A 20,088-nucleotide genomic window follows, 5' to 3' on the forward strand; every position below is an offset into this window, starting at 1 on the left:
TCACAGCGCCAAACACCCGTCGGTGAGCTCAGAAAGAAGAACACAAGATCGGCACAAGTCTACTCACGCCAGACCCTAAGGCCTGGCCGCAAGGACAAACGCCGCCCGCGTCTCCCTTCCTCAATTCCAACTTGTCAAAGATCAGTAATCACTTTCGTAATTACCTTTCGAGAGGAAGTCAAGCACCTTGGCTTTCGCCAGATCTACTTTTCTAACTCTCTGGAAGTCCGTCCGACCCGGGCCGTTTTGCTTCGGCACCGCGTCGGGAGGCGCCGTATAGGCTGACCCCGACCCCCCTGTCAACCGACCTTTTCTCCGGCGAAAGAACCGCTCCCGGCGGGCCGTCGGGACAAGATCACCTTCTGCCAAACGCAACGGCACGCCCCTAAGGCCAGCCGCAGACGTTCTAGGAAAAGGCTTCCAACGCTCCGCAGAACCTGATCAGGCTCCGACACGTCGACGCCCCGCCGGAGCGGATGTGGTCGACTGAGAGATTGGAGGTTTTCGGCGAACGGCGTTCCGTCGCTGCCGATGGACCCGATATGGCGCAGTCCTCCCGATTCTGCAAGGCTCGGGATGTCGCGGGGCTGTTCCATGCGAGCTGCGGCTGGCTCCGGGGCACCAGCGGGGGCCTAGTGATCACCATCCACCGAACGCCCCGGCCACAGACCTCACGCCATGTCCGTGAACGCCCAGCCCCGACGACTCGGGATTGGCAATACGCGAAACCGGACAGTTCTTTGTCCGCGCTAACCTATGTCAGGTTGCTTCTCGCTGGTGGTTAAACCGGAAGTTAGGATCTCCGGTGATAGAACCTCAGGGTTTTCCGATCTCGGGCCTCGCCCGTTCGACCCAAGGCCTCGTGCATGAGCGCAGATCCCCAGCCCTTTGCCGCTGTGAGCCGGATCGGGGCGCTTCCGAAACGGCCGGATCCGGCGGTGAGCCGCGATACCCTCGTCCGCTATCTCGACGCGGTCCGGCAGGGCCTGCTGATGATCGACCACACCGGCGCGGTCGTCGTGGCGAGCGCCTCCGCGCGGCAGATCCTGTCCAGCCTCAACGTGCCCCTGCGGGAGAATGCCCGCGCCCTGCCGCTCCTGCGCCTCCTGCGCGGCGAGACCCCGCAGACCCGCCGCGCGATCCTGGAGACCCTGCGCCACACCCTCAGCCAGCGGCAGCCGCGCACGCTGGAGGTCCGCGGCGCCGACCACACCGTGCAGGCGGAGCTTCAACCCGTGGCGGGCGGAAGCTGGGTGGTGACGCTAGAGGATGTCAGCACCCGCAAGGCGAGCGAGGCCCGGGCCGACGAGATGGCCCGCCTCGACCCGCTCACCGGCCTGCCGAACCGGCTGCTCCTGCGTGAGCGCCTCGCCGAAGCCCTGGCGCGCCTCGCCCGGACCGGCGAGGCCTGCGCCCTGTTGCTCATCGACCTCGATCGGTTCAAGCCGGTCAACGACACGCTCGGCCACCCGATCGGCGACGCGCTCTTGGAGAAGGTCGCCGACCGCCTGCGCTCGACGGTGCGGCCGACCGATACGGTGGCGCGGATCGGCGGCGACGAGTTCGTCATCCTGCAGGCGGGCGTGCGCGACGCTGCCGGCACGCAGGCGCTGGCCCGCCGGATCGTCGACCTGATCGGCCGGACCTACATGGTCGAGGGCCATCTTCTGACCATCGGAGCGAGCGTCGGCGTCGCGCTCGCCCCCGAGGACGGCGCGGATGCCGACAGGCTCCTGAAGAACGCCGATCTTGCCCTGTACCGGGCCAAGCTCGACGGGCGCGGCACCTACCGCTTCTTCGAGCCCGAGATGGATGCGCGCATGCAGGCGCGCCGGAAGCTCGAACTCGACATGCGCCAAGCGCTCGCCCGCCGGGAGTTCCAGCTGCACTACCAGCCGCAGCTGCAACTCGAGAGCGGGAGGCTGATCGGCTGCGAGGCCCTGATCCGCTGGCGTCACCCCGACCGGGGGCTGGTCTCCCCCCTCGACTTCATCCCGCTCGCCGAGGAGATCGGGCTGATCGTCCCGATCGGCGAATGGGTGATCCGCCAGGCCTGCCGCGACGCGATGACCTGGCCGGCCCACATGTCGGTGGCGGTGAACGTCTCGCCCGCGCAGTTCAAGAGCGACCGGCTCGTGGAGACGATCATCTCGGCCCTCGCGAGTTCGGGTCTACCGGCCCAGCGGCTGGAGGTGGAGATCACCGAGGGCGTGCTGCTGCAGGAGAACGAGAAGACGCTCCAGACCCTGCACCGGCTGCGGGAACTCGGCGTGCGCGTCTCGATGGACGATTTCGGCACCGGCTACTCGTCGCTCAGCTACCTGCGCAGCTTCCCCTTCGACAAGATCAAGATCGACCGCTCGTTCGTGAAGGACCTCGCCACCAAGCCCGACGGCGAAGCGATCATCCGGGCCATCGCGGGGCTGGGCAAGAGCCTCGGCATGACCACGGTCGCCGAGGGCGTCGAGACCCCCGAGCAGATGCAGCGCATCCGCCTGGAGGGCTGCACCGACGTCCAGGGCTATCTCATCAGCCGGCCCGTCCCGACCGAGGACCTGCTCCAGGTCCTCGCCGCCTATCCGAAGGCCTGACCCACCCCTCTCTCGGACGCACTGCCATGACCGACCTCTACCGCCTCGTCTATGCCAGCAAGAACCTGCTCCGGGGGACGGAGGCCGAGATGACCGCCGAGGTCCGGCAGATCCTGGACGCCTCTCAGCGCAACAACCAAGCGGTCGGCGTGACCGGCGCGCTGATGTTCAATGCGGGGGCCTTCGCGCAGGTGCTCGAAGGCCCCCGGGCCGGCGTCGAGGCCACCTTCGAGCGGATCCAGCGCGACCTGCGCCACAGCGACGTGACGGTCCTGCAATGCGGACTGGCCGAGAGCCGCGGCTTCGCGAACTGGTCGATGGCGTTCGTCGGCCAGTCGGCCCTGGGACAGACCCGCTTCAGCGGCCTCGCGGCCGAGAGCGGGTTCGATCTGTCGCGCCTCGACGGCGACCGGGTCTTCTCCATGCTGCATGGTCTGGTGGTCGAGGAGGAAGGCATCCCGGCCGCCGAGATCGCCCCGCCCGTGGAGGTGACGCGCACGGTTGCGGCGCTCGACGTTGTGCAGGTGCGCGCGGAGATCGCCCAGCTGCGGCCGGATACGGCGGCCCCGGCCCCTGCGCCGGCTCCGGCTGCCGCGATCCCGAGCCGCGCCGCCGCGCCGCGGGATGCGACCGAGGCCGCCCTCCACGTGCTCAAGGCGGCGCTGGCGAGCGAGCGGGCGCGCACCACCGAGTTGCGGGCCGAGATCGACGCCCTTCGGATCGCCCTGGCCTCCGCCGAGGACCGGATCGGCGCCGTGCACGAGGCCCGCGACCTCTGGGCCGGACGGGCGCGGCTCCTCGCACAGGCCATGGTGCAGGAGGCCGACGGCCTCGACGCCGCGCCGATATGGGAGCTGGAGGCGGACCAGCCGGCGACGCTCGAGTCCGTCGCCGCCTGAGTGCGAATTCGCACGGATCCGGCAACCGACGGGTGAAACCACCGCGTCGGCCCGTCGAAGAGGCAGCATCGCGATCAATCCCGGATGGGACCCGATGACGCTGCTGAACGACCTCACGGGGGCGCCGCCCGGCATGACCGGGCGCAGCCTGCTCCTGCGACTCTCCACCCTCGGCGCGGTGGTGGCCGGTACCGCCGGCGGCTTCGCCTATGCGGGCGGCTGGCTGTCGCCCGGGCTCCTCACCCCGGCGCGGATCGTCGATCGCTTCGAGGCGGTGAACGGGCCCCATCCCGGTTTCCGGCGCAACCACGCCAAGGGCCTGTGCGTGGCCGGGCGCTTCGCCGCCAACGGCGCGGGGGCGCGCCTCTCGAAGGCCGCGCTGTTCGCCCCCGGACAGGTGACGCCCGTCCTGGGCCGGGTCGCGCTGGCCGGCGGTCAGCCCTACGCGGCCGATGCCGAGACCACCGTGCGCAGCCTCGCCCTGCTGTTCCGGCAGTCGGACGGCGAGGAATGGCGGACCGGCATGAACAACATCCCGGTCTTCCCCGTGCGCACGCCGGAGGCCTTCGCCGCGCAGCTCCTCGCCGCCAAGCCCGATCCCGCCACCGGCAAACCCGACCCCGCCCGCATGGCGGCGTTCTTCGCCGACCATCCCGAGAGTGCGCGGGCCGCCGCCCTGATCAAGGCGCGGATCGTGACCGGGGGCTTCGCCGACAGCACCTTCTGGAGCCTGAACGCTTTCCGGTTCGTGGCCGCCAACGGGAGCGTGCGGCCGGTGCGCTGGGCCTTCGTCCCGGAGCGGATGGCCACAGCCGAGACACCGGCTCGCGCCGGGCAGGCCGACAGGAACGCGCTGTTCGACACCTTCGCCGCGCAGGTGCGGCAGAATCCGCAGCGCTGGCACCTCGTCGTAACGCTCGGCCGGGTGGAGGACCCCACCGCCGACGCGACGCAGCCCTGGCCCCCCGACCGCGAGGGTGTGGATGTCGGCACCCTGAGCCTCACCGAGGTCACGCCGGAGGCGCCCCACACCTGCCGGGACATCAATTTCGACCCGCTCGTGCTGCCGGACGGCATCGCGCCGAGCGATGATCCGCTGCTCAGCGCCCGCTCGGCGGCCTACGCGCAATCCTTCACCCGCCGGGCCGGCGAAGCGAAGGCGCCGAGCGCCGTGACCGGCGCGCCGAACCCCGGAGCGGCCCTGTGACGGACCGCTTCAACCTTCCCGCGCGCCTGCTCCACTGGACCATGGCGACGATGATCCTGGCGATGCTGCTGATCGGCGCCGCCATGGTGACGTCGCTGGCCGATTATCACGCCCTGGTCGCCCTGCACCGGCCCCTCGGTGCCCTGATCCTGCTCCTCGCCGTGCTGCGGCTCGCCAACCGCTGGCGCCACCCGCCCCCGCCCCTGCCGGCGGACCTGCCCGCTTGGCAGCGGATCGCCGCGCACGGCTCCCATGTCGCCCTCTACGGGCTGATGCTGGCCCTGCCGCTGGTCGGCTGGGGCATGCTGTCGGCGGCGCGCTATCCGATCGTGCTGGCCGGCCCGGTGGTTCTACCGCCGATCCTGCCGCAAAGCCCGATGCTCGCCGCGAGCCTACGGCACGTCCATACCGGGCTGGCCTACGCGCTGGTCGCCGTATTCCTGGCGCATCTCGGGGCGGCGCTGATGCACGCGCTGATCCGCCAGGACGGCGTCTTCGCCAGCATGGCCCCCTGGCGGTCCCGCCGGTAAGATCTGGACGCCCCCCGGGAGCCGCAGCCAAATCCGCTCAGCGCGCGGCCTGCGCAAGAACGATCCGGAGCTGGTCGTCGAGGTCGTGGGCGACGCTGTCGATCTCCCGGTTCCCGAACTGACCGAAGGTAGAGGCCGGGCGGTCGTACTCGAACGCGACGCCACCTTCGGCATCCTCGCGCAGGAGGACCCGGATCGGCGCGTACAGGGCGGCCGATAGGACGTGCCGAGTCATCCGCGCGGCCGTCAGCGGATTGCCGATGTCGTACTGGATGGCCTTGCGGGTCAGGCCGGCGGTGAGGAGCAGGCCGCCGTGGTCCCGGGCACCGAAGATCGACAGGGGCGCCTGCCGTTCGAGCAGGTCACGGGCCGCATCCACCTGTCCATCCCGGAGGAGTTCGGCATAGGCGTGGTCCAGGGACGGCACCGCGGCCTCCAGGGCGGACCGCACCGCCGCGAAGGACTTGGGCGAGCGGAGCGTCACGTGCTCGATCGTGATCCGGGTCGCGGTGATCTGCTCGGTCACGGGCTCGGTCACGGGCTCGGTCATGGGTTCGCCTCCGGGTCTGTCTGTGAGGGCGATGCAGGTCATGGCCGGCCGTCGCGTGGGTGACCGGGGAAGACCGTCGCGCGTCAGCGGATCGCAGCGGTCGTCGTTGTCGCTGCGCGGATGATGTCGGCCCAGGCCTGCGGGCGCTCCAGGGCGCTGAAATGCCCCGTCCGGTCGAGGGTGATGACCTCGGGCGCCGGAACGGCGGCCTCGACGCCGGCGCGGTCGCGGAGCGTCGCCCAGTCCGTGTCGCCCCAGACGAGCGTGACCGGTGCGGTGATCGCGCGATAGCGGGCGCGGGCGGCGACGAAGCTCGGCAGCGCCTTGAGCAGCGACCTTGCGGCTTTGCTGTAGCCGACACGGCCACCGACCCGTGCGTACTCGTCCAGCAGGTCTGCGGGCAGGCTGCGCGGATCGTGGAAGCCGCCGCTCATGATCCCGCCGGTGATCGCCCGGTTCTCCAACGCCGCGAAGACCGGGCCGACGATCGGCGCCCGCACGCTCTTGATGATGATCGAGGCCAGGAGGTTCGACCGCTCCAGCCCCGGCAGGTAGTCGTAGGTGTTGAAGGCGAAGACCCGCTCGATCGCGTCGCCGAGTTCCGCGGCCAGCGAAAGCGACAGGGTCGCCCCGATCGACTCGCCCGCGAGGATCGGACGCTTGATGCCGAGGGTGGCGACGAAGTCCCGGAAGGCTGCCCGCAGGGTGGGCTCGTCCTTCGGGGCGTCGGGCCTCAGGTCCGACCAGCCGAAGCCCGGCAGATCGAGGGCGTAGACCGTGAAATGCGGCGACAGCAGCGGGATCACGCGCTGGAACAGGTCGAGCTGCGTGCGCACCGTATGGGCCAGGATGAGGTTCGGCCCGCGTCCCACCCGGACGTACCGGATGCGGGTCCCGTCGCGCAGGGTCGTGGTGGCGATCTCGCCGGCCTTGAGCCAGCGGCGGGTGTAGTCCTCGGCCGCCGTGCCGAGGTTCGGGGCTTGCGCGGTCATGGCGGTCTGGATCCCTGGCGACGGGTTCGGCGCGGCGTGAGGCCGACGCCTGTTGCGGGGGAATCTAGACGCCCGCCGCTATATCCCATATGTCGAAGATCCACCTTTTTCGGACATTCCCCCGAAGGGCTCATGCCGTCTATCGGTGTCGTCCTGTTCCCCGGCTTCCAGGTCATGAACCTCGCCCCCCTGACGGCGTTCGAGTTCGCGAACCTGGAACTCGGTCGGGACTTCTACGACGTCACGTTCCTGTCCGAGGCTGGCGGACCGATCAGGACCTCCATCGGGATGGTCGTCGAGACCGAGCCCTTCGCGGAGCAGCGCTTCGACACGCTCCTCGTCGTGGGGGCGATCACGGTCGGCCCGGCGGCCCCCGGCCTGATCGCGCGGTTGCGCGAGACCGCCTCCACCGCACGCCGGGTTGCCGCGACCTGTACGGGCGCGTTCCTCCTCGCCGAAGCCGGGCTGCTCGACGGCCGGAAGGCGGCGACCCATTGGGCCCATGCCCACGACCTGCGCCGGCTCTACCCGTCGATCAAGGTCGACGACGATCGCATTTTCGTCTCGGACGGCAACGTCTGGACCTCGGCCGGCATGACCGCGGGGATCGACCTCACGCTGGCGCTGGTCGAAGACGACCTCGGGCCGGAGATGTCGAAGGGGATCGCCAGGAAACTCGTCGTCTATCACCGCCGGACAGGCGGCCAGTCGCAATTCTCCGCCCTGCTGGAGCTTCAGCCGCGGTCGGACCGGGTCCAGAAGGTCCTGGCCTACGCCCGGAGCAACCTGAGGAATGACCTCTCGGTCGAGGAACTGGCGGAGGCCGCGCGTCTGAGCCCGCGCCAATTCAGCCGCATCTTCCGGGACGAGACCGGCCAATCACCCGCGAAGGCCGTCGAGAATTTGCGCCTGGATGCAGCCCGGACGATGCTGGAGGACGGCCGGCATTCGCTGGATACGGTGGCCCAGGAGACCGGCTTCGCCGACCGGGAACGGATGCGTCGCGCCTTCCTTCGGGCGTTCGGTCAGCCTCCGCAGGTGATCAAGCGCCAAGCGCGTCATCTCGCCCCTGACGTGCAAGAACTGGCGGAAGCGCGGGATCGGACATCGTTCTCTTGAAAGTCTGAACTGTTCTCCATAAAGAACGCACGGGATTCGGCCGAAGGGGCCGGCCCTGGTGTGGAGACGAGTCGATGTCAGACGGATTCGCGGCCCGTACCGTCGCGGCGGCCAACGGCGTAGCCCAGGACGCAGCCTTCGGGGCGGTCATCGCGCCGATCCACCTGTCGACCACCTTCAAGTTCCCGGCCTTCGAACAGCCCGGCCCCTACGACTATTCGCGCCTCGGCAACCCGACGCGGGACGCACTCGCCGACACGATCGCCAAGCTGGAAGGCGGGGCCCGGGCCGTGATGGTGGCGAGCGGCATGGCAGCGCTCGACCTCGCCATGTCGAGCCTGCGGCCCGGCGACCTGCTGGTCGCGCCGCACGATCTGTACGGCGGCACCCACCGCCTGCTGAGCTTCCGCGCCGCCCGGGGCCATTACCGTGTCGACTTCGTCGACCAGACCGACCCGGACGCGTTGACCGCGGCGCTGGCCAAGCGGCCGAAGGTGGTGCTCGTCGAGACGCCGAGCAACCCGCTGATGCGGGTGGTGGATGTCCGGCGCGTCACCGCCGCCGCGAAGGCGGTCGGCGCCCTGGCGGTGGTCGACAACACCTTCCTGTCGCCGGCCCTGCAGCAGCCGATCGCCCTGGGGGCGGATCTCGTGGTCCATTCCACCACGAAATTCCTCAACGGCCATTCGGACGTGATCGGCGGGGCCGTCATTGCGGCCGACAAGGCGACGGGCGAGGAGCTGGCCGCCTGGGCGAACACGATCGGCGTCACGGGCTCGCCGCTCGATGCCTACCTGACGCTCCGGGGCCTGCGCACCCTGTTCGTACGGGTGGAACAGCAGCAGCGGAACGCGGGCCGGATCGCCGCCTTCCTCGACGCGCATCCGGCGGTGAGTCGCGTCCACTATCCCGGCCTCCCGTCCCATCCCGGCCACGCCCTCGCCAGGGCGCAGCAGGCGGGGTTCGGTGCGATGCTGAGCTTCGAGCTCGCGGGCGGGCTCGACGCGGTGCGGGCCTTCGTGAGTGCCGTGCGGGTCTTCACGCTCGCCGAGTCGCTCGGCGGGGTCGAGAGCCTCGTCGCCCATCCGCCGACCATGACGCATGCCGCGATGGACCCGGAGGCGCGGGCGATCGCCGGCATCACCGACGGGCTGCTGCGCCTCTCCGTGGGGCTGGAGGCCGAGGAGGATCTCCTGGCCGACCTCGCGCGCGGCCTCGACGCGGTGGGCGGCTGAGCCCCCCGCTCAGCCCTCCTCGATCACGCTGAACCCGGCTTCGTCCTCGACCACCCGGAACCGGGAGAGCCGCAGGGTCTGGGAGCGCTCCGCGGCTTCGTCCCGGCACTTGAGGACGTGGACCGCCCGGTTGACCACCTGCAGGTTCGGCGCCCCCCAATAGGCGAGGAGGTCCGGCCAGGGGCGGGTGCGGTGCTCCCGCCAGACTTGGTAGAGCGGCAGGGCATGGTCGACTTCGGCGGTGCGCAGCAGCCGCTTGCCGGAGGTCGCGCAGCGGTGCCGCTGGCGGAGTTTCAGCGCCCGGACCTGGGCGTGCGGGGCGAGCCAGAATTTCCAGGCCGTGACACAGGCCGCGTGCCAAGCGGCCCGGGCGTTGGGCACACCGCTGCCCCAGAGGTCCCGGTGCCAGCCGAACCGGTAGACCGGCTGGCCGCAGATGCAGCAAGCGCCGCGGCCCCGGGCGAAGGCGGGATCGCGATAGGGAGCGGGCGGCGTCCGGAAGCTGCCGGCGCGCCCCTCCCCCGATCCGTCACGGTCGAGCTGCCACATCCAGCCCTCCGGCGTCCCGGAGCGGGCCGCCAGGGCACGGGCGAGCCGGTCGGCCCGGAGGACGTGGTTGCGCCAATAGCTCTCGACGGCGAGCCGCGGCGTCGGCGGGATCAGCGGCCGCGTGAGCGCGTGCCGGAGGACCGGGGCAGGAAAGATCGGCGGCAGTGCCCGCTCCAGCCGCGCCTGAGACTTCTGATTGCGAAGATCGCGCCACTGCGAGGTTGTCATGCCACGGTGGGGCTAGCAGATGGCGGCCCTCACGGCGATGACGCCACCGCCACAGGGGCGGCGGCCCTTGGTGAATGAAACGTTTCACGTGAAACAACGGCGCCCGCGTTGCCAGGATGCAAGGCGGATTCTAAGGGCGAAGGAGAGGTTTCGGGTATCGGTGCGTGGTGCAGACGTCGGATATGGGATTCGAGAGGGCGAGCCCTTTGGCGGGGTACCGGGGTAGAGCCCAGATATCGGTCGACGACCGACAATCGAGCTTCGCCCATCCCCAGCATGGCTCCGCCCCGCACCCGCAAAAGGTCACGGACCTTTTGAAACCACGCTCTTGGGTGATGCGCCCTGGCAGGATCAGGCTTGGCGCGCGAACCCGTCTCTCAGGTCGGCGAAGGATAGCCCTGTGATCACCGGTCCGTGCCTCATCGTTCAGCCGATCCACGCGGCGGGCCTCGACCGGCTCCGCGCGGCCGGGCTGGAGCCGCGTCCGGCCCGCGGCACCGATGCCGAGACCTTGGCTCGCGACGTCGAAGGCTGCGTCGCGGTCATCACCCGCAACACCGGTTTCCCGGCCGAGGCCATCGCGGCGGCATCGGATCTGCGGGTGATCGGCGTCCACGGCACGGGCACGGACCACGTCGCCAAGGCGGCGGCGACCGAGGCGGGGATCGTGGTGGTCAACACGCCCGGCGCCAACGCCGTCTCGGTGGCCGAACAGACCCTGGCGCTGATCTTCGCCCTGGCGAAGGCCCTGCCCGGGGCCGACCGGTCGGTCCGGCAGGGCGACGACACCTTCAAGTTCACCACCCGCTTGGTCGAACTCGCGGGCCTCACCCTGGGCCTCGTCGGCTTTGGTGCGATCGGACAGACCACCGCCCGGCTCGGCTCCGCCCTGGGCCTGCGGGTGCTGGCCTACGGGCCGAGCCGCCCGGAGACGGATTTCGCCACGGCCGGGGCTCTGCGCGCCACCTCGGTCGAGGCCGTGCTGGCGGAGGCCGACATCGTCTCGCTGCACCTGCCGCTCACCGCCAGCACCCGCCAGCTGATCGGGCGGGCGCAGCTCGCCCGGATGAAGCCGGGGGCCTTCCTGATCAACACCAGCCGCGGCGGCCTGATCGACGAGGCCGCCCTGGTAGAGGCGTTGGAAGCCGGCACGATCGCGGGCGCCGGGCTCGACGTCACCGCGCAGGAGCCGTTGCCCCCCGGCCATCCCCTCGCCCGTCAGGACCGGGTGATCCTGACCCCCCATGTCGGCGGCTCGACTGAGGCGGCGCTGATCCGTACCGCCGAGACCGCCGCGGCCCGGGTGATCGATGTGCTCGCCGGCCGACATCCGGGCGGTCTGGTCAATCCCGAGGTGTGGGATCAGCGGCGCCGGGCGTGACGCCATCGGTTCGCGATCGGCCGCGGCACAGCGCCATGACTCAAGCGCATGAAGAAGGTCAGCGATACCGTCATCTATGCATGCCTTAAACGGCCCGATGCCATTGCTCGCCGCACTGCGATATCCTATGTGTGCATTGCGGGATGGCGATGGCGTCGCCCTCCCGCTGCCCTTCTTGGGCGTTTCCTCCCTAGACTTCGGGCCGCTCCTTCGGGAGTGGCCTTTTTTGTTTTCGGCCTGTGATCCGCTGCCAAGCCGGCGGGCCGCCGCAAATTCAGATCCCGACGAAGCAGTCAAGCGGAACCGGGAGCTTGACCGTACGTTTTCCCGGCATGAAATACGCCCGCTCCACCCTCGCGACCACGGTCCTTGCCGTATTCGGGCTGGGCATGGCTGCTCAGAACCTGCATTCGCACGATCGCGACGACCGGGCGCGGCCCGCCGCGGCCGCCCCCCGGGTCACCCCGGTGGCCTGGACCGATCCGCCGGCACGCCGTGCCCCCGAGACGACCGGGACACTCGCTGTGCCGTCGCCGGCCGCCCTGCCCGCGGCGACTCTATCGGCCCCCGCTTCGGCGGCGCTCCCCAACACGCCCCGCAGGAGCACCGCGCTTCATCATGGGAAGGGTGCGGAGCGGAATCGAGCCCGGCTCGCCCGTCTGCATCGCCCCGCCCGCGCCCGCACCGCGGCGGTCGATCCGGCCATGATCCCGCAAGCTGCGCCGCAGCCCGCGTCACAGGCCAGCCAGCGAATCGACCCGATCGGCGACATCCTGCGCGGTCTCGGATTCGGCCGCGACAGCTGACCCCGGGGCGCGGGGAGCATCAGGCCTTCCGCAAGCCGACGGCTTCCCTGCACTATAAGGCTCTACTCGACGTGGATGGTGAGCTTCATCTTCGGGTGGATGCCGCACTGGATCACGAAATCCCCCGGCTCGGACAAGGTCAGCCGCGTTTCGGCGCCGGGCTCCTGGTCGCCGGCATCGAACGAGAACCTGTCCGCCTCGATGAAGGCGTGGTGGGTCAGGCCGTCATCGCCATTGCGCAGGGTGATGGTGTCGCCCTGGCGCAGATACAGGTCGGTCGGCGCATACTGCCGCCCCTTCTGCAGCACGATCCGGACTGCGCTCGACAGGGTCGCCCGCGCCACGTCCGGTGCCACACTGGAGCCCGCCAGGGTCAGCGTACCGACAATAAGGAGAGAGCGCAGGCACCTGCTGCGAGGAGGCATGATGGCGTCCGCGGTGGTCTTGAACGGTCCCGGCCAACCCGGATCGCTCACGGGGGTGTCGGGCGTGTTGCATCGCATGGTGACGGATGCCCCCCAACGAAACGATACGACCATCGTTACGATTTTATCGAATTTTCGGAATCGGCCATCTCTCTACTGAGTGTGCTCAATCTTGTACAGTATTGACGCCTAAATCCGGGGCTCCCGTGCGCAGTCGTAGGCCGCCAGGGCGTGGCTGACATGGTCGCGGAACACCCGGACCCGCGCCGGCAATTCGCGCCCGGCCAAGGTCACGGCGCGCAGGGCCGCGCCGCGGCTCGCCCAGGGGGCCAGCACGCGCTGGAGCTGCCCCGCCGCCACGGCCCGGGCGGCCACCAGCGTGGGGAGATGGCCGATTCCCGCGCCCGCCAGGGTCAGACGATGGGCGGTGGCGAAGTCGCTGACGCGGATCGCCGGGTTGACGGTGAGCGGCTCGGTGCGGCCCTGTCCATCGCTCAGCGCCAGCGCCCCCGTGCCGAACCGCTCGCGGGCCAGGATCAGGTCGTGGTCGTGCAGGGCGGCGAGGTCCACCGGGGCCGGCCGGCGCAGCAGGTAGGCCGGGGCGGCGTAGAGGGCCGCCGCCAGCGTCGCCAGGACGACGGCGCGGTAGCCGGTTTCCTCGGCGCTGCCGAGGCGCAGGGCGAGGTCGATCCGGTTGGCCGCCAGGTCGAGGCGCGCATCGGTGTTCAGCATCTCCACGGTGATCTGCGGATAGGCTTCGCGAAAACGCGCGACGATCTCGGGCATCACCTCGATGCCGAAATCGATCGAGGTCGTGATCCGCAGGTGCCCCGCCGGCACCGTGCGGGCATCGCGGGCGGTCTCGGCGGCCTCGTCGAGGAGCGTCAGGCTCTCCTGGGCCTTGGCGTAGAAGGCGAGCCCCTCGGCGGTGGGCGAGACCGCCCGGGAGGTCCGCGCCATCAGCCGGACACCGAGCGCCCGCTCCAGCCGGGAGACCCGCCGGCTGACGCTGCCCTTGGTCTCCCGCAGGCTCGCGGCGGCCGCCGTCACGGTGCCGAGATCGACGACGGTGCAGAAGGCCCGCACGTCGTCGAGCCCGCCGCGGAATGTTTCCGTTCTGGCAACCATGGGGTTCCGGATAGCAGGCTCAACCGCGGCCGTGAACGGCGCTAGACGACCCGGATGGCGCGCCGAATCGCGCCCGACCGTTGCGCACGTGGAGATACCCTTGAAGTCGATTCTCGCCTCCGGCCTGCTGGCCCTGCTGGTTGCCACCCCGGCCCTCGCCCAGACGCCCCCGACCCGCGATCCGGCGCAGATCCAGGCCGGCACCTACGCGGTCGATCCCGGCCACACCCAGGTCGGCTGGCGCGTGTCCCATATGGGCTTCTCGAACTACACGGGCGGCTTCTCGGACGTGTCGGGCACGCTGGAGCTGCAGCCGAAGAACCCGGCGGCGGCGAAGCTGTCGGTGAAGATCCCGGTCGCCTCAGTGACGACGACCAGCGCCAAGCTCACCGACGAGCTGAAGGGCGACCAGTGGCTCGACGCCGCGAAGTTCCCCGACATGACCTTCGTGTCCACCAAGGTCGCGCCCGCCGGCAAGGACCACGCGAAGGTGACGGGCGACCTGACGCTCCACGGCGTGACCAAACCGGTGACCCTCGACGTCACCCTGGTGGGCGCCGGCGTGAATCCGCTGAGCAAGAAATACACGGTCGGCTTCGAGGCCACCGGCACGCTCAAGCGTTCGGAGTTCGGGGTGAAGACCTACGTGCCGCTGATCGGCGACGAGTTGCACCTCACCATCGCGGGGGCGTTCGAGAAGCAGGATTGAGGGCGGGCTCATAGGCTGGAGCCGCTTCGCGGCGCGTTCTCTCCTTCCGAGAACCACCACGAAGGCCCCCGCGTCTCTCCCCGCTCCCTCTGCGGGGGCTTGCGGATTCACTCATCAGGTCCAGACACGCCGGTTCCGGATCGAGCGGGGGTCCCCTCTCCCGTGCGGGACAGGGACAGGGTGAGGGTTGAGAACTCTCAGAATGAGGCGCGACCAGTACACGCCGCAAGGTTGTGCCCCGTCCTGAATCTTCTCGTCCCTCACCCCACCCCTCTCCCGCATGGGAGAGGGGGTCGGTCGCGCTCTGCCACGAACGGCGAGGCCCGACCCAGATGTGTGCATCCGGTAGCTGCGGGGGGAGGGAGACGCGCGGTGCAGTCCGACGTTTCCGAATGAAATCGGCCCCAGCCGAGACAGGCGCCAGCGGCGCGACAGCCCCCTACCCCGGCCGGTCCTCCGACCCGGTCCCCAGCGCCCGCTGGACCATCACGCTGTCGGCCCAGTGGCCATACTTGAACGCCACCGCCCGCAGGTAGCCGACCCGATCGAAGCCGCAGGCCTCGTGGAGGCGCAGCGACGCCTCGTTCTCGGCGTCGATGTAACCGATGATCTGCCGGTAGCCGCCGGCCGCGCAGGCTTCGATCAGCGCCGGCAGCAGCCGCCGGCCGATCCCCGCATGCAGGTGGTCGGGATGCACGTAGATCGAGTGCTTGAGCGTGTAGCGATAGGCCGGGCGCTTCCGGAACGGCACCGCGTAGGCATAGCCCGCCACCACGCCGCCGCGATCGGCCACGAGGTGCGGCAGGCGCTTCTTGCGCATCGACTTGCGGCGCCGCTTCAGGTCGTCGGGTAGCATCCGCGCCTCCTCGAAGGCCCCGACATCGCCCACGCCCTTGCCGATATGGTGCTCGTAGATCGCCACCATCGCCTCGAGATCCGCGTCCGACGAGGGGCGGATGACGATGTCCGGGGAAGGCCGTGCGACGACCGGGCCGGGGGGCTCGACCTCGATCTCCATCAGGCCCCCTCGCGCACGACGTAGGTGTGGAAGCGGATCCGCCCGTCCGGCTCGACCTCGCGGTAGACGCCCTGGATCTCGGCCTCGAAGCCCGGGAACAGGTTGGCCGAGGCCTCGAACATCTTGAAATAGTCGAGCATGGGCTTGGCCCGCTCGTCGAGCCGCTCGCCCGGCAGCACCGTGCCGATGCCCGGGGGATAGACCAGCATCAGCGTGGTGGCGATCCGCCCCTCGGCCTCGGCGATCGGCACGTAATCGACCTTGTTGCGGGTCAGCATCTGAGCCGCCTTCTTGGGCGGCATCACCATCTCGGGCAGGTGCTCGGGGGCGAATTGCCGCCGCTGCAGCGTGGAGGTGCCGGCCTCCCGGTGGAAGGCGTGGAACTCGCTGCACAGGTCGCGCAGGCGCACGCCCCGATAGCGGTTCGGCCGGCGCGCGACGAATTCCGGCATGGCCTCCTCCAGCGGGACGTTGTCGTCGTGGAGCCGCTTGAAGGCGACGAGGCCCGAGATCAGTGTGCCGGCCTTGGAGGACTCGACCCCCGGGGTCAGCAGGAAGAGCAGCGAGTTCAGGTCGTTCTTCTCGGCGACGATCCGGTTCTCACGCAGGTATTGCGCCACGATCGGCGCCGGCACGCCGTGCTCGGCATAGGCGCCGGTCTTCCGGTCGAAGCCCGGGGTGAGCACGGTCAGCTTGTTCGGATCCGTGATGGCGTAGCCCGGCGCCACATGGGTGAAGCCGTGCCAGCGCGCGCCGGGCTTCAGCTCCCAGTGGCGCGGGGTGGCGGCGAGCTCGTCGGTCGGCACGCTCTCCCAGGGCACCTCCTCGCCGTCGGCGCCCTTGGTCACGTCCGGCACGAAGGGGTCGAAGAACCAGCGCCGGGCCGGATCGCGCTCGTTCTCCTCGAATTCCCGCCGGATCGCCCGGACCTTCTTGCGCCACTCGATCCCGAGCCGGATCGTGTCGTCCCACAGGATCATGCCCGAGCGCCCCTTCATCATCTGGGCGCCGACATCGAGGGAGGCGAACAGGGGATAGAAGGGCGACGTGGAGGCGTGGACCAAAAAGCTCTCGTTGAGCCGCTTGTGCTCGACCCGCCGGGTCTGGCCGCGGATGTGCCCGTCGCGGGTGTGGATCTGCGAGGCCTGGGAGAAGCTCGCGAGCTGCTTGTGGGTCGATTGCGTGGCGACGATGCCCGGCGAGGTCTCGTCGAGACCGGTCAGCCCCATGGCGAAGCGGCGGGCGTAGAGCGGGTGGAACTTCATGAAGCCCGCCCAGGCCTCGTCGAACAGGATGTAGTCGCAGAGGTGGCCGATCTTCTCCAGGATCGTCTGCGCGTCGTAGATCGTGCCGTCATAGGTGCATTGCTCGATCACCGCGACCCGGAACGGCCGCTCCCGGCGCCACGCCTCCGGATCGGTCACCAGCGGGTTCCGGCGGATTTTTTCCCGGATCCGGGTCTCGTCCAGGGCCTCGTGGAAGATCGGCCCGATCAGCCCGTAGGCGTTGCGGTCCGTCTCCAGGAAGATCGGGATGCCACCGCCCAGGAACAGGGCGCCGTGGTGGGCCGCCTTGTGGTTGTTGCGGTCGAACAGGACGAGGTCGTCCTCGGCCACCAGGGAGGACAGGACGATCTTGTTGGAGGCCGAGGTGCCGTTGAGGACGAAATAGGTCTTTTCCGCCCCGAAGATCTTGGCCGCCTCCTTCTGGGCCTTCAATGCGGGGCCCTCGTGGGTCAGCAAATCGCCGAGGTCGAGGACCGAGTTGTCGAGGTCGTCGCGGAAGATGGCTTCGCCCAGGTGCTCCACGAAGATCCGCCCGATCGGCGAGCGGTTATAAAAAATGCCGCCGTTGTGGCCGGGGCAGGTCCAGAGCTGGTTGCCCTTCTCGGCGTAGTCGACCAGCGCGCCGAAGAACGGCGTCTTGAGGGATCCGGCATATTGCGTGACCCGGCTGACGAGGCCGCGGGCGATGAATTCCGGCGTTTCTTCCGCCAGGAAGATGTAGCCGTCGATGAAGTCCAAGAGTTCGACCGGGATGTCCTCCAGCCGCTTGCGGCGGACCATGATGACGATCGGCATCTCCAGGCCGCGCTTGCGCATCATGTCGATGAGGGCAGCGGCCTTGCCGTCGAGGCCGCGCTTGCCCCAATCGACCACGAGGCAGCCGACCGCGGCGTCGGTCTGGACCGCGATCGCCGCGTCCTCGACCCGTCGGGCACGCACCACCTCGAAGCCGCGGCTTTCGACCGCCGCCACGATCTGATTGACGCGCGCGCCTTCCAAGTCGTCCGGATCGAAGGCCGGCGTGCACATCAGGACCGTGAAGCGACGGTGGAAGTCCATGGAGCCCTCTCTGCGGGAGATGCAGGAGGCTTTCTGGCCGGTCTGTGACGATTGGATGACAGCGCTGGGGCGGGGCGATGAATCGTCGGATCAGGCCTCGCCTGCCCGGCCGTCATGCCCAATCAGCCGCTCGACTTCGGCCAGGGCCACGGCGCGCGCGGCATGCTCGGAGGCGTGCGGGCGGTACGATCCCCGGACCAGCTTGCCGCGGTCACGGATCGCCCAGGTGAAGCGACCCGGATCATGCCGGCTCGGCTTCACTTCAACCGTGTAGAGATGCCCGCAATTCGCACCCATCGATTGAATGTGCGGGAGATCGCGCCGCCGGCACAGGGGGTGCGACCGTGAGCGGCAGCATGGGCTATCGGGCCTGCCGCGCCCGGCCGGGCGCGGCCCGCGCAGGCACATCGTGCGCCGGCTCCGGGGATCCCGCGACCTTCGTCCCGAACCAGACCACGTGCTTGGGCCCGCTGCCCCGGCCGCTCGCATGGACGCGCTGCTCGTCCACATCGAAGCCGGAGCGCTGCATCCGGCTCTTGAACTTCCGGTCCGGCGCGCCGGACCAGACGCCCAGGATCCCGCCCGGCCGCAGGGCCCAGCGGGCGCGCTTGAGGCCCCACTCGTCGTAGAGCCGGTCGTTCGACCGGCGCATCAGGCCCTCCGGACCGTTGTCGACGTCGAGGAGGATCGCGTCGTAGCGCTCCGGCCCCGCCTGGATCAGGCGGTTCACGTCCGCTTCCTGCAGATCGACCCGCGGATCGTCCAGGCAGCCGGCGAAGACATGCGCCAGGGGCCCCCGCGCCCAGGCGATCACCGCCGGCACCAGCTCGGCCACCACCACCTGCGCCTCGGGCCCGAGATTCGCCAAAGCCGCCCGCAGGGTGAAGCCCATGCCGAGGCCGCCGATCAGGATCCGGGCCCGGGGCCGGTCGGTGAGCCGCGCGCAGGTCATCGCGGCCAGCGCCACCTCGGAGCCGCTGCGGCGGTTGTTCATCAGCTCGATCGTATCGGCCAGGATCGCGAACTCGTCGCCGCGCCGCATCAGGCGCAAGGGGGTGCCGCCGCCGGGCACGGATCCGGTATCGAGATGAACCCAGGGTATCACGGGCAGCGTCCTCGTCGGTGCAGGGTGTCGGGGGCGCGGCCTATGCGCGCCGCACGTCCCCCCACGCGTCGCAGCGGCTTGCCGCGACCAATTCCGGCGGCGTATCAGCACCTATGGCCAAGCGTATCAAGTCGAGACCGCAAGAGCGGGGCTTTGTGATGTTCGATGTCGTCTATACCGACGGCTCCCGGGCCTCGAACCGGCGGGTGCCGATGGAGATCCTGGGCGGCCTGGACGGCGACGAGCCGGCCCGCGACCTGATCCTCGAGCAGGAGGCGGAGATCGCCCTCAAGGCGGGGCGGCCCGGCCGCGAGATCCAGAGCCTGACCCGCTCGCCCATCGTCAAGCCGAAGCCGGTCGACTGATCCCTATCACCGGTCAGGCCATCTCGGCCGTCCGGCGGGCGACCTCGTCCCGCAAAGCCGCGTTCATCTCGGCGAACCGGGCCTGCGCGCGGGCCCGCAGCCAGGGGAACAGCACGGGGGCGAGCCAGCCCGCGAAGGTCTGCGCCTGGACGAGATCGACGCCCTGCCGGGTCTCGGTGATCCGGACGTCGTGCGTGCCGGTAATCAGGTGCGGTGTCGCGATGCCGCTGCGCCAGGTCAGGCGCCGGCCGGGCTCCCAGCAGGTCACCTGCACGCGCAGGGTCCGGTAGCTGCGGCCGTTCCGGGTCAGCTCCAGGCGCCAACGTGCCCCCGCGCGCCGCTGCCCCTCGGCCTTCCGGATGAACGGGTTCCAATCCGGATAGGACTCGAGATCCGTCAGCACCGACCAGACCATCCCGGCCCGGGCGGGGATCGCGATCGCCGCGCTGCTGATCCTGCCGGCCGTCTCCTTGTCGGCGGCCCCCTTGTCGGCGGACCCCTTGTCGGCTGTCCTGTTGTCGACCTTCCCCTTGCCGACCGTCATGCGTCCCTCCCGCGCCTGCCGTGAAGAACACCCGTGGACCGAAAACGGTGCGGTTCAGATCGGACCTTCGACCACCTCCAGGGCCCGCAGGACCGCGAAGCCGATCCGCTCGGCTTCGGCCTCCGCGTCCCCGGTGGCCGGCAGCAGCGCCACGGTCTCGACCTCCTCGTCGTCCTCCGGCCCGACCACGATCCGGAAGACCTCGCCCTCCTGCGCGGCCGGATCCCAGATAAGGCCGACCCGATGGCCTGCCGCCGTGCCGATGACGCGCAGGGGCGGCTGATCGGCCGCCGCAGGGCCGGGAGAGGCCGGCCGGCGGGGCGCGCCGAAGGCCGGGCGGATGACGTTGTCGTCGGGCATGG

General features: G+C 70.0%; 21 protein-coding genes. 10 read left to right on the plus strand and 11 right to left on the minus strand.

From position 1 onward, the window contains the following. The first annotated feature begins 938 nt into the window (after positions 1-938). The 4 genes from MKK88_RS23545 (at position 939) to MKK88_RS23560 (ending at position 5,227) form a co-directional block, all read left to right on the plus strand. Positions 939-2,591 carry a putative bifunctional diguanylate cyclase/phosphodiesterase gene (locus MKK88_RS23545; RefSeq protein WP_244004050.1) on the plus strand — a complete coding sequence of 551 codons (1,653 nt, stop codon included), beginning with the start codon at positions 939-941 and terminating at the stop codon, positions 2,589-2,591. 26 nt (positions 2,592-2,617) lie between these two features. Then, a complete protein-coding gene (locus MKK88_RS23550; protein WP_244004052.1) occupies positions 2,618-3,490 on the plus strand; it encodes a BLUF domain-containing protein in 873 nt (290 codons plus the stop codon). Between the two features lie 94 nt (positions 3,491-3,584). Continuing rightward, entirely contained in the window at positions 3,585-4,697 is a 1,113-nt protein-coding gene (locus MKK88_RS23555) for a catalase family peroxidase (RefSeq protein WP_244004054.1), read from the plus strand. After that, entirely contained in the window at positions 4,694-5,227 is a 534-nt protein-coding gene (locus MKK88_RS23560; protein ID WP_244004056.1) for a cytochrome b, read from the plus strand. Before MKK88_RS23555 ends, MKK88_RS23560 begins: the two co-directional genes overlap by 4 nt. A gap of 37 nt (positions 5,228-5,264) precedes the next feature. Here MKK88_RS23560 and MKK88_RS23565 read toward each other — a convergent pair whose 3' ends face one another. Together MKK88_RS23565 and MKK88_RS23570 are read right to left on the minus strand one after the other, a co-directional pair. Beyond that, on the minus strand, positions 5,265-5,777 hold the full coding sequence (locus MKK88_RS23565; RefSeq protein ID WP_279602496.1) for a DUF302 domain-containing protein: 513 nt from the start codon (positions 5,775-5,777) through the stop codon (positions 5,265-5,267). Between the two features lie 83 nt (positions 5,778-5,860). Beyond that, positions 5,861-6,769 carry an alpha/beta fold hydrolase gene (locus MKK88_RS23570; protein ID WP_244004057.1) on the minus strand — a complete coding sequence of 303 codons (909 nt, stop codon included), beginning with the start codon at positions 6,767-6,769 and terminating at the stop codon, positions 5,861-5,863. 132 nt (positions 6,770-6,901) lie between these two features. Here MKK88_RS23570 and MKK88_RS23575 point away from each other — a divergent pair, with 132 nt between their 5' ends. Next, a complete protein-coding gene (locus tag MKK88_RS23575) occupies positions 6,902-7,888 on the plus strand; it encodes a GlxA family transcriptional regulator (protein ID WP_244004059.1) in 987 nt (328 codons plus the stop codon). Positions 7,889-7,962: 74 nt separating this feature from the next. Next, the gene (gene metB, locus MKK88_RS23580) at positions 7,963-9,123 is read left to right on the plus strand and encodes a cystathionine gamma-synthase (protein WP_244004061.1); all 1,161 of its coding nucleotides are present in this window, start codon (positions 7,963-7,965) and stop codon (positions 9,121-9,123) included. Positions 9,124-9,132: 9 nt separating this feature from the next. Here metB and MKK88_RS23585 read toward each other — a convergent pair whose 3' ends face one another. Then, entirely contained in the window at positions 9,133-9,900 is a 768-nt protein-coding gene (locus MKK88_RS23585; RefSeq protein WP_244004063.1) for a hypothetical protein, read from the minus strand. Between the two features lie 400 nt (positions 9,901-10,300). On the opposite strand from MKK88_RS23585, the gene MKK88_RS23590 reads away from it, so the two are divergent. Then, positions 10,301-11,281 carry a hydroxyacid dehydrogenase gene (locus MKK88_RS23590; RefSeq protein ID WP_244004065.1) on the plus strand — a complete coding sequence of 327 codons (981 nt, stop codon included), beginning with the start codon at positions 10,301-10,303 and terminating at the stop codon, positions 11,279-11,281. A 311-nt stretch (positions 11,282-11,592) separates the two neighbouring features. Beyond that, positions 11,593-12,087, plus strand: a complete 495-nt coding sequence (locus tag MKK88_RS23595; protein WP_244004066.1) for a hypothetical protein — start codon at positions 11,593-11,595, stop codon at positions 12,085-12,087. A 62-nt stretch (positions 12,088-12,149) separates the two neighbouring features. Here the strand turns inward: MKK88_RS23595 and MKK88_RS23600 are convergent, their stop codons facing one another. Next, positions 12,150-12,563, minus strand: coding sequence for a hypothetical protein (locus MKK88_RS23600; RefSeq protein WP_244004068.1), 414 nt, complete (start codon positions 12,561-12,563; stop codon positions 12,150-12,152). Positions 12,564-12,701: 138 nt separating this feature from the next. Continuing rightward, positions 12,702-13,640 carry a LysR family transcriptional regulator gene (locus MKK88_RS23605; protein WP_244004070.1) on the minus strand — a complete coding sequence of 313 codons (939 nt, stop codon included), beginning with the start codon at positions 13,638-13,640 and terminating at the stop codon, positions 12,702-12,704. A 100-nt stretch (positions 13,641-13,740) separates the two neighbouring features. Between MKK88_RS23605 and MKK88_RS23610 the strand changes: the two genes are divergently transcribed. Further along, the gene (locus MKK88_RS23610; protein ID WP_244004072.1) at positions 13,741-14,349 is read left to right on the plus strand and encodes a YceI family protein; all 609 of its coding nucleotides are present in this window, start codon (positions 13,741-13,743) and stop codon (positions 14,347-14,349) included. A gap of 439 nt (positions 14,350-14,788) precedes the next feature. Here the strand turns inward: MKK88_RS23610 and MKK88_RS23615 are convergent, their stop codons facing one another. The 4 genes from MKK88_RS23615 to MKK88_RS23630 form a co-directional block, all read right to left on the minus strand. After that, complete coding sequence (locus MKK88_RS23615; RefSeq protein ID WP_244004074.1) at positions 14,789-15,367, minus strand: GNAT family N-acetyltransferase; 579 nt, start codon at positions 15,365-15,367, stop codon at positions 14,789-14,791. After that, a complete protein-coding gene (locus MKK88_RS23620) occupies positions 15,367-17,712 on the minus strand; it encodes an Orn/Lys/Arg decarboxylase N-terminal domain-containing protein (RefSeq protein WP_244004076.1) in 2,346 nt (781 codons plus the stop codon). The genes MKK88_RS23615 and MKK88_RS23620 overlap by 1 nt, the downstream gene beginning before the upstream one ends. Before the next feature lie 90 nt (positions 17,713-17,802). Next, the gene (locus MKK88_RS23625) at positions 17,803-18,009 is read right to left on the minus strand and encodes a hypothetical protein (protein ID WP_244004078.1); all 207 of its coding nucleotides are present in this window, start codon (positions 18,007-18,009) and stop codon (positions 17,803-17,805) included. Positions 18,010-18,073: 64 nt separating this feature from the next. Continuing rightward, a complete protein-coding gene (locus MKK88_RS23630; protein WP_244004079.1) occupies positions 18,074-18,817 on the minus strand; it encodes a spermidine synthase in 744 nt (247 codons plus the stop codon). A 113-nt stretch (positions 18,818-18,930) separates the two neighbouring features. Here MKK88_RS23630 and MKK88_RS23635 point away from each other — a divergent pair, with 113 nt between their 5' ends. After that, positions 18,931-19,182: a hypothetical protein gene (locus MKK88_RS23635; protein ID WP_244004081.1), complete on the plus strand. Its 252-nt coding sequence runs from the start codon at positions 18,931-18,933 to the stop codon at positions 19,180-19,182. Positions 19,183-19,195: 13 nt separating this feature from the next. Here the strand turns inward: MKK88_RS23635 and MKK88_RS23640 are convergent, their stop codons facing one another. Together MKK88_RS23640 and MKK88_RS23645 are read right to left on the minus strand one after the other, a co-directional pair. Continuing rightward, on the minus strand, positions 19,196-19,726 hold the full coding sequence (locus MKK88_RS23640) for an SRPBCC domain-containing protein (RefSeq protein WP_244004083.1): 531 nt from the start codon (positions 19,724-19,726) through the stop codon (positions 19,196-19,198). A gap of 54 nt (positions 19,727-19,780) precedes the next feature. Continuing rightward, on the minus strand, positions 19,781-20,086 hold the full coding sequence (locus MKK88_RS23645; protein ID WP_244004085.1) for a hypothetical protein: 306 nt from the start codon (positions 20,084-20,086) through the stop codon (positions 19,781-19,783). Positions 20,087-20,088: the final 2 nt, after the last annotated feature.

Source organism: Methylobacterium sp. E-005 (assembly GCF_022829725.1).
In the GTDB taxonomy this organism is placed as follows: Bacteria; Pseudomonadota; Alphaproteobacteria; order Rhizobiales; family Beijerinckiaceae; genus Methylobacterium.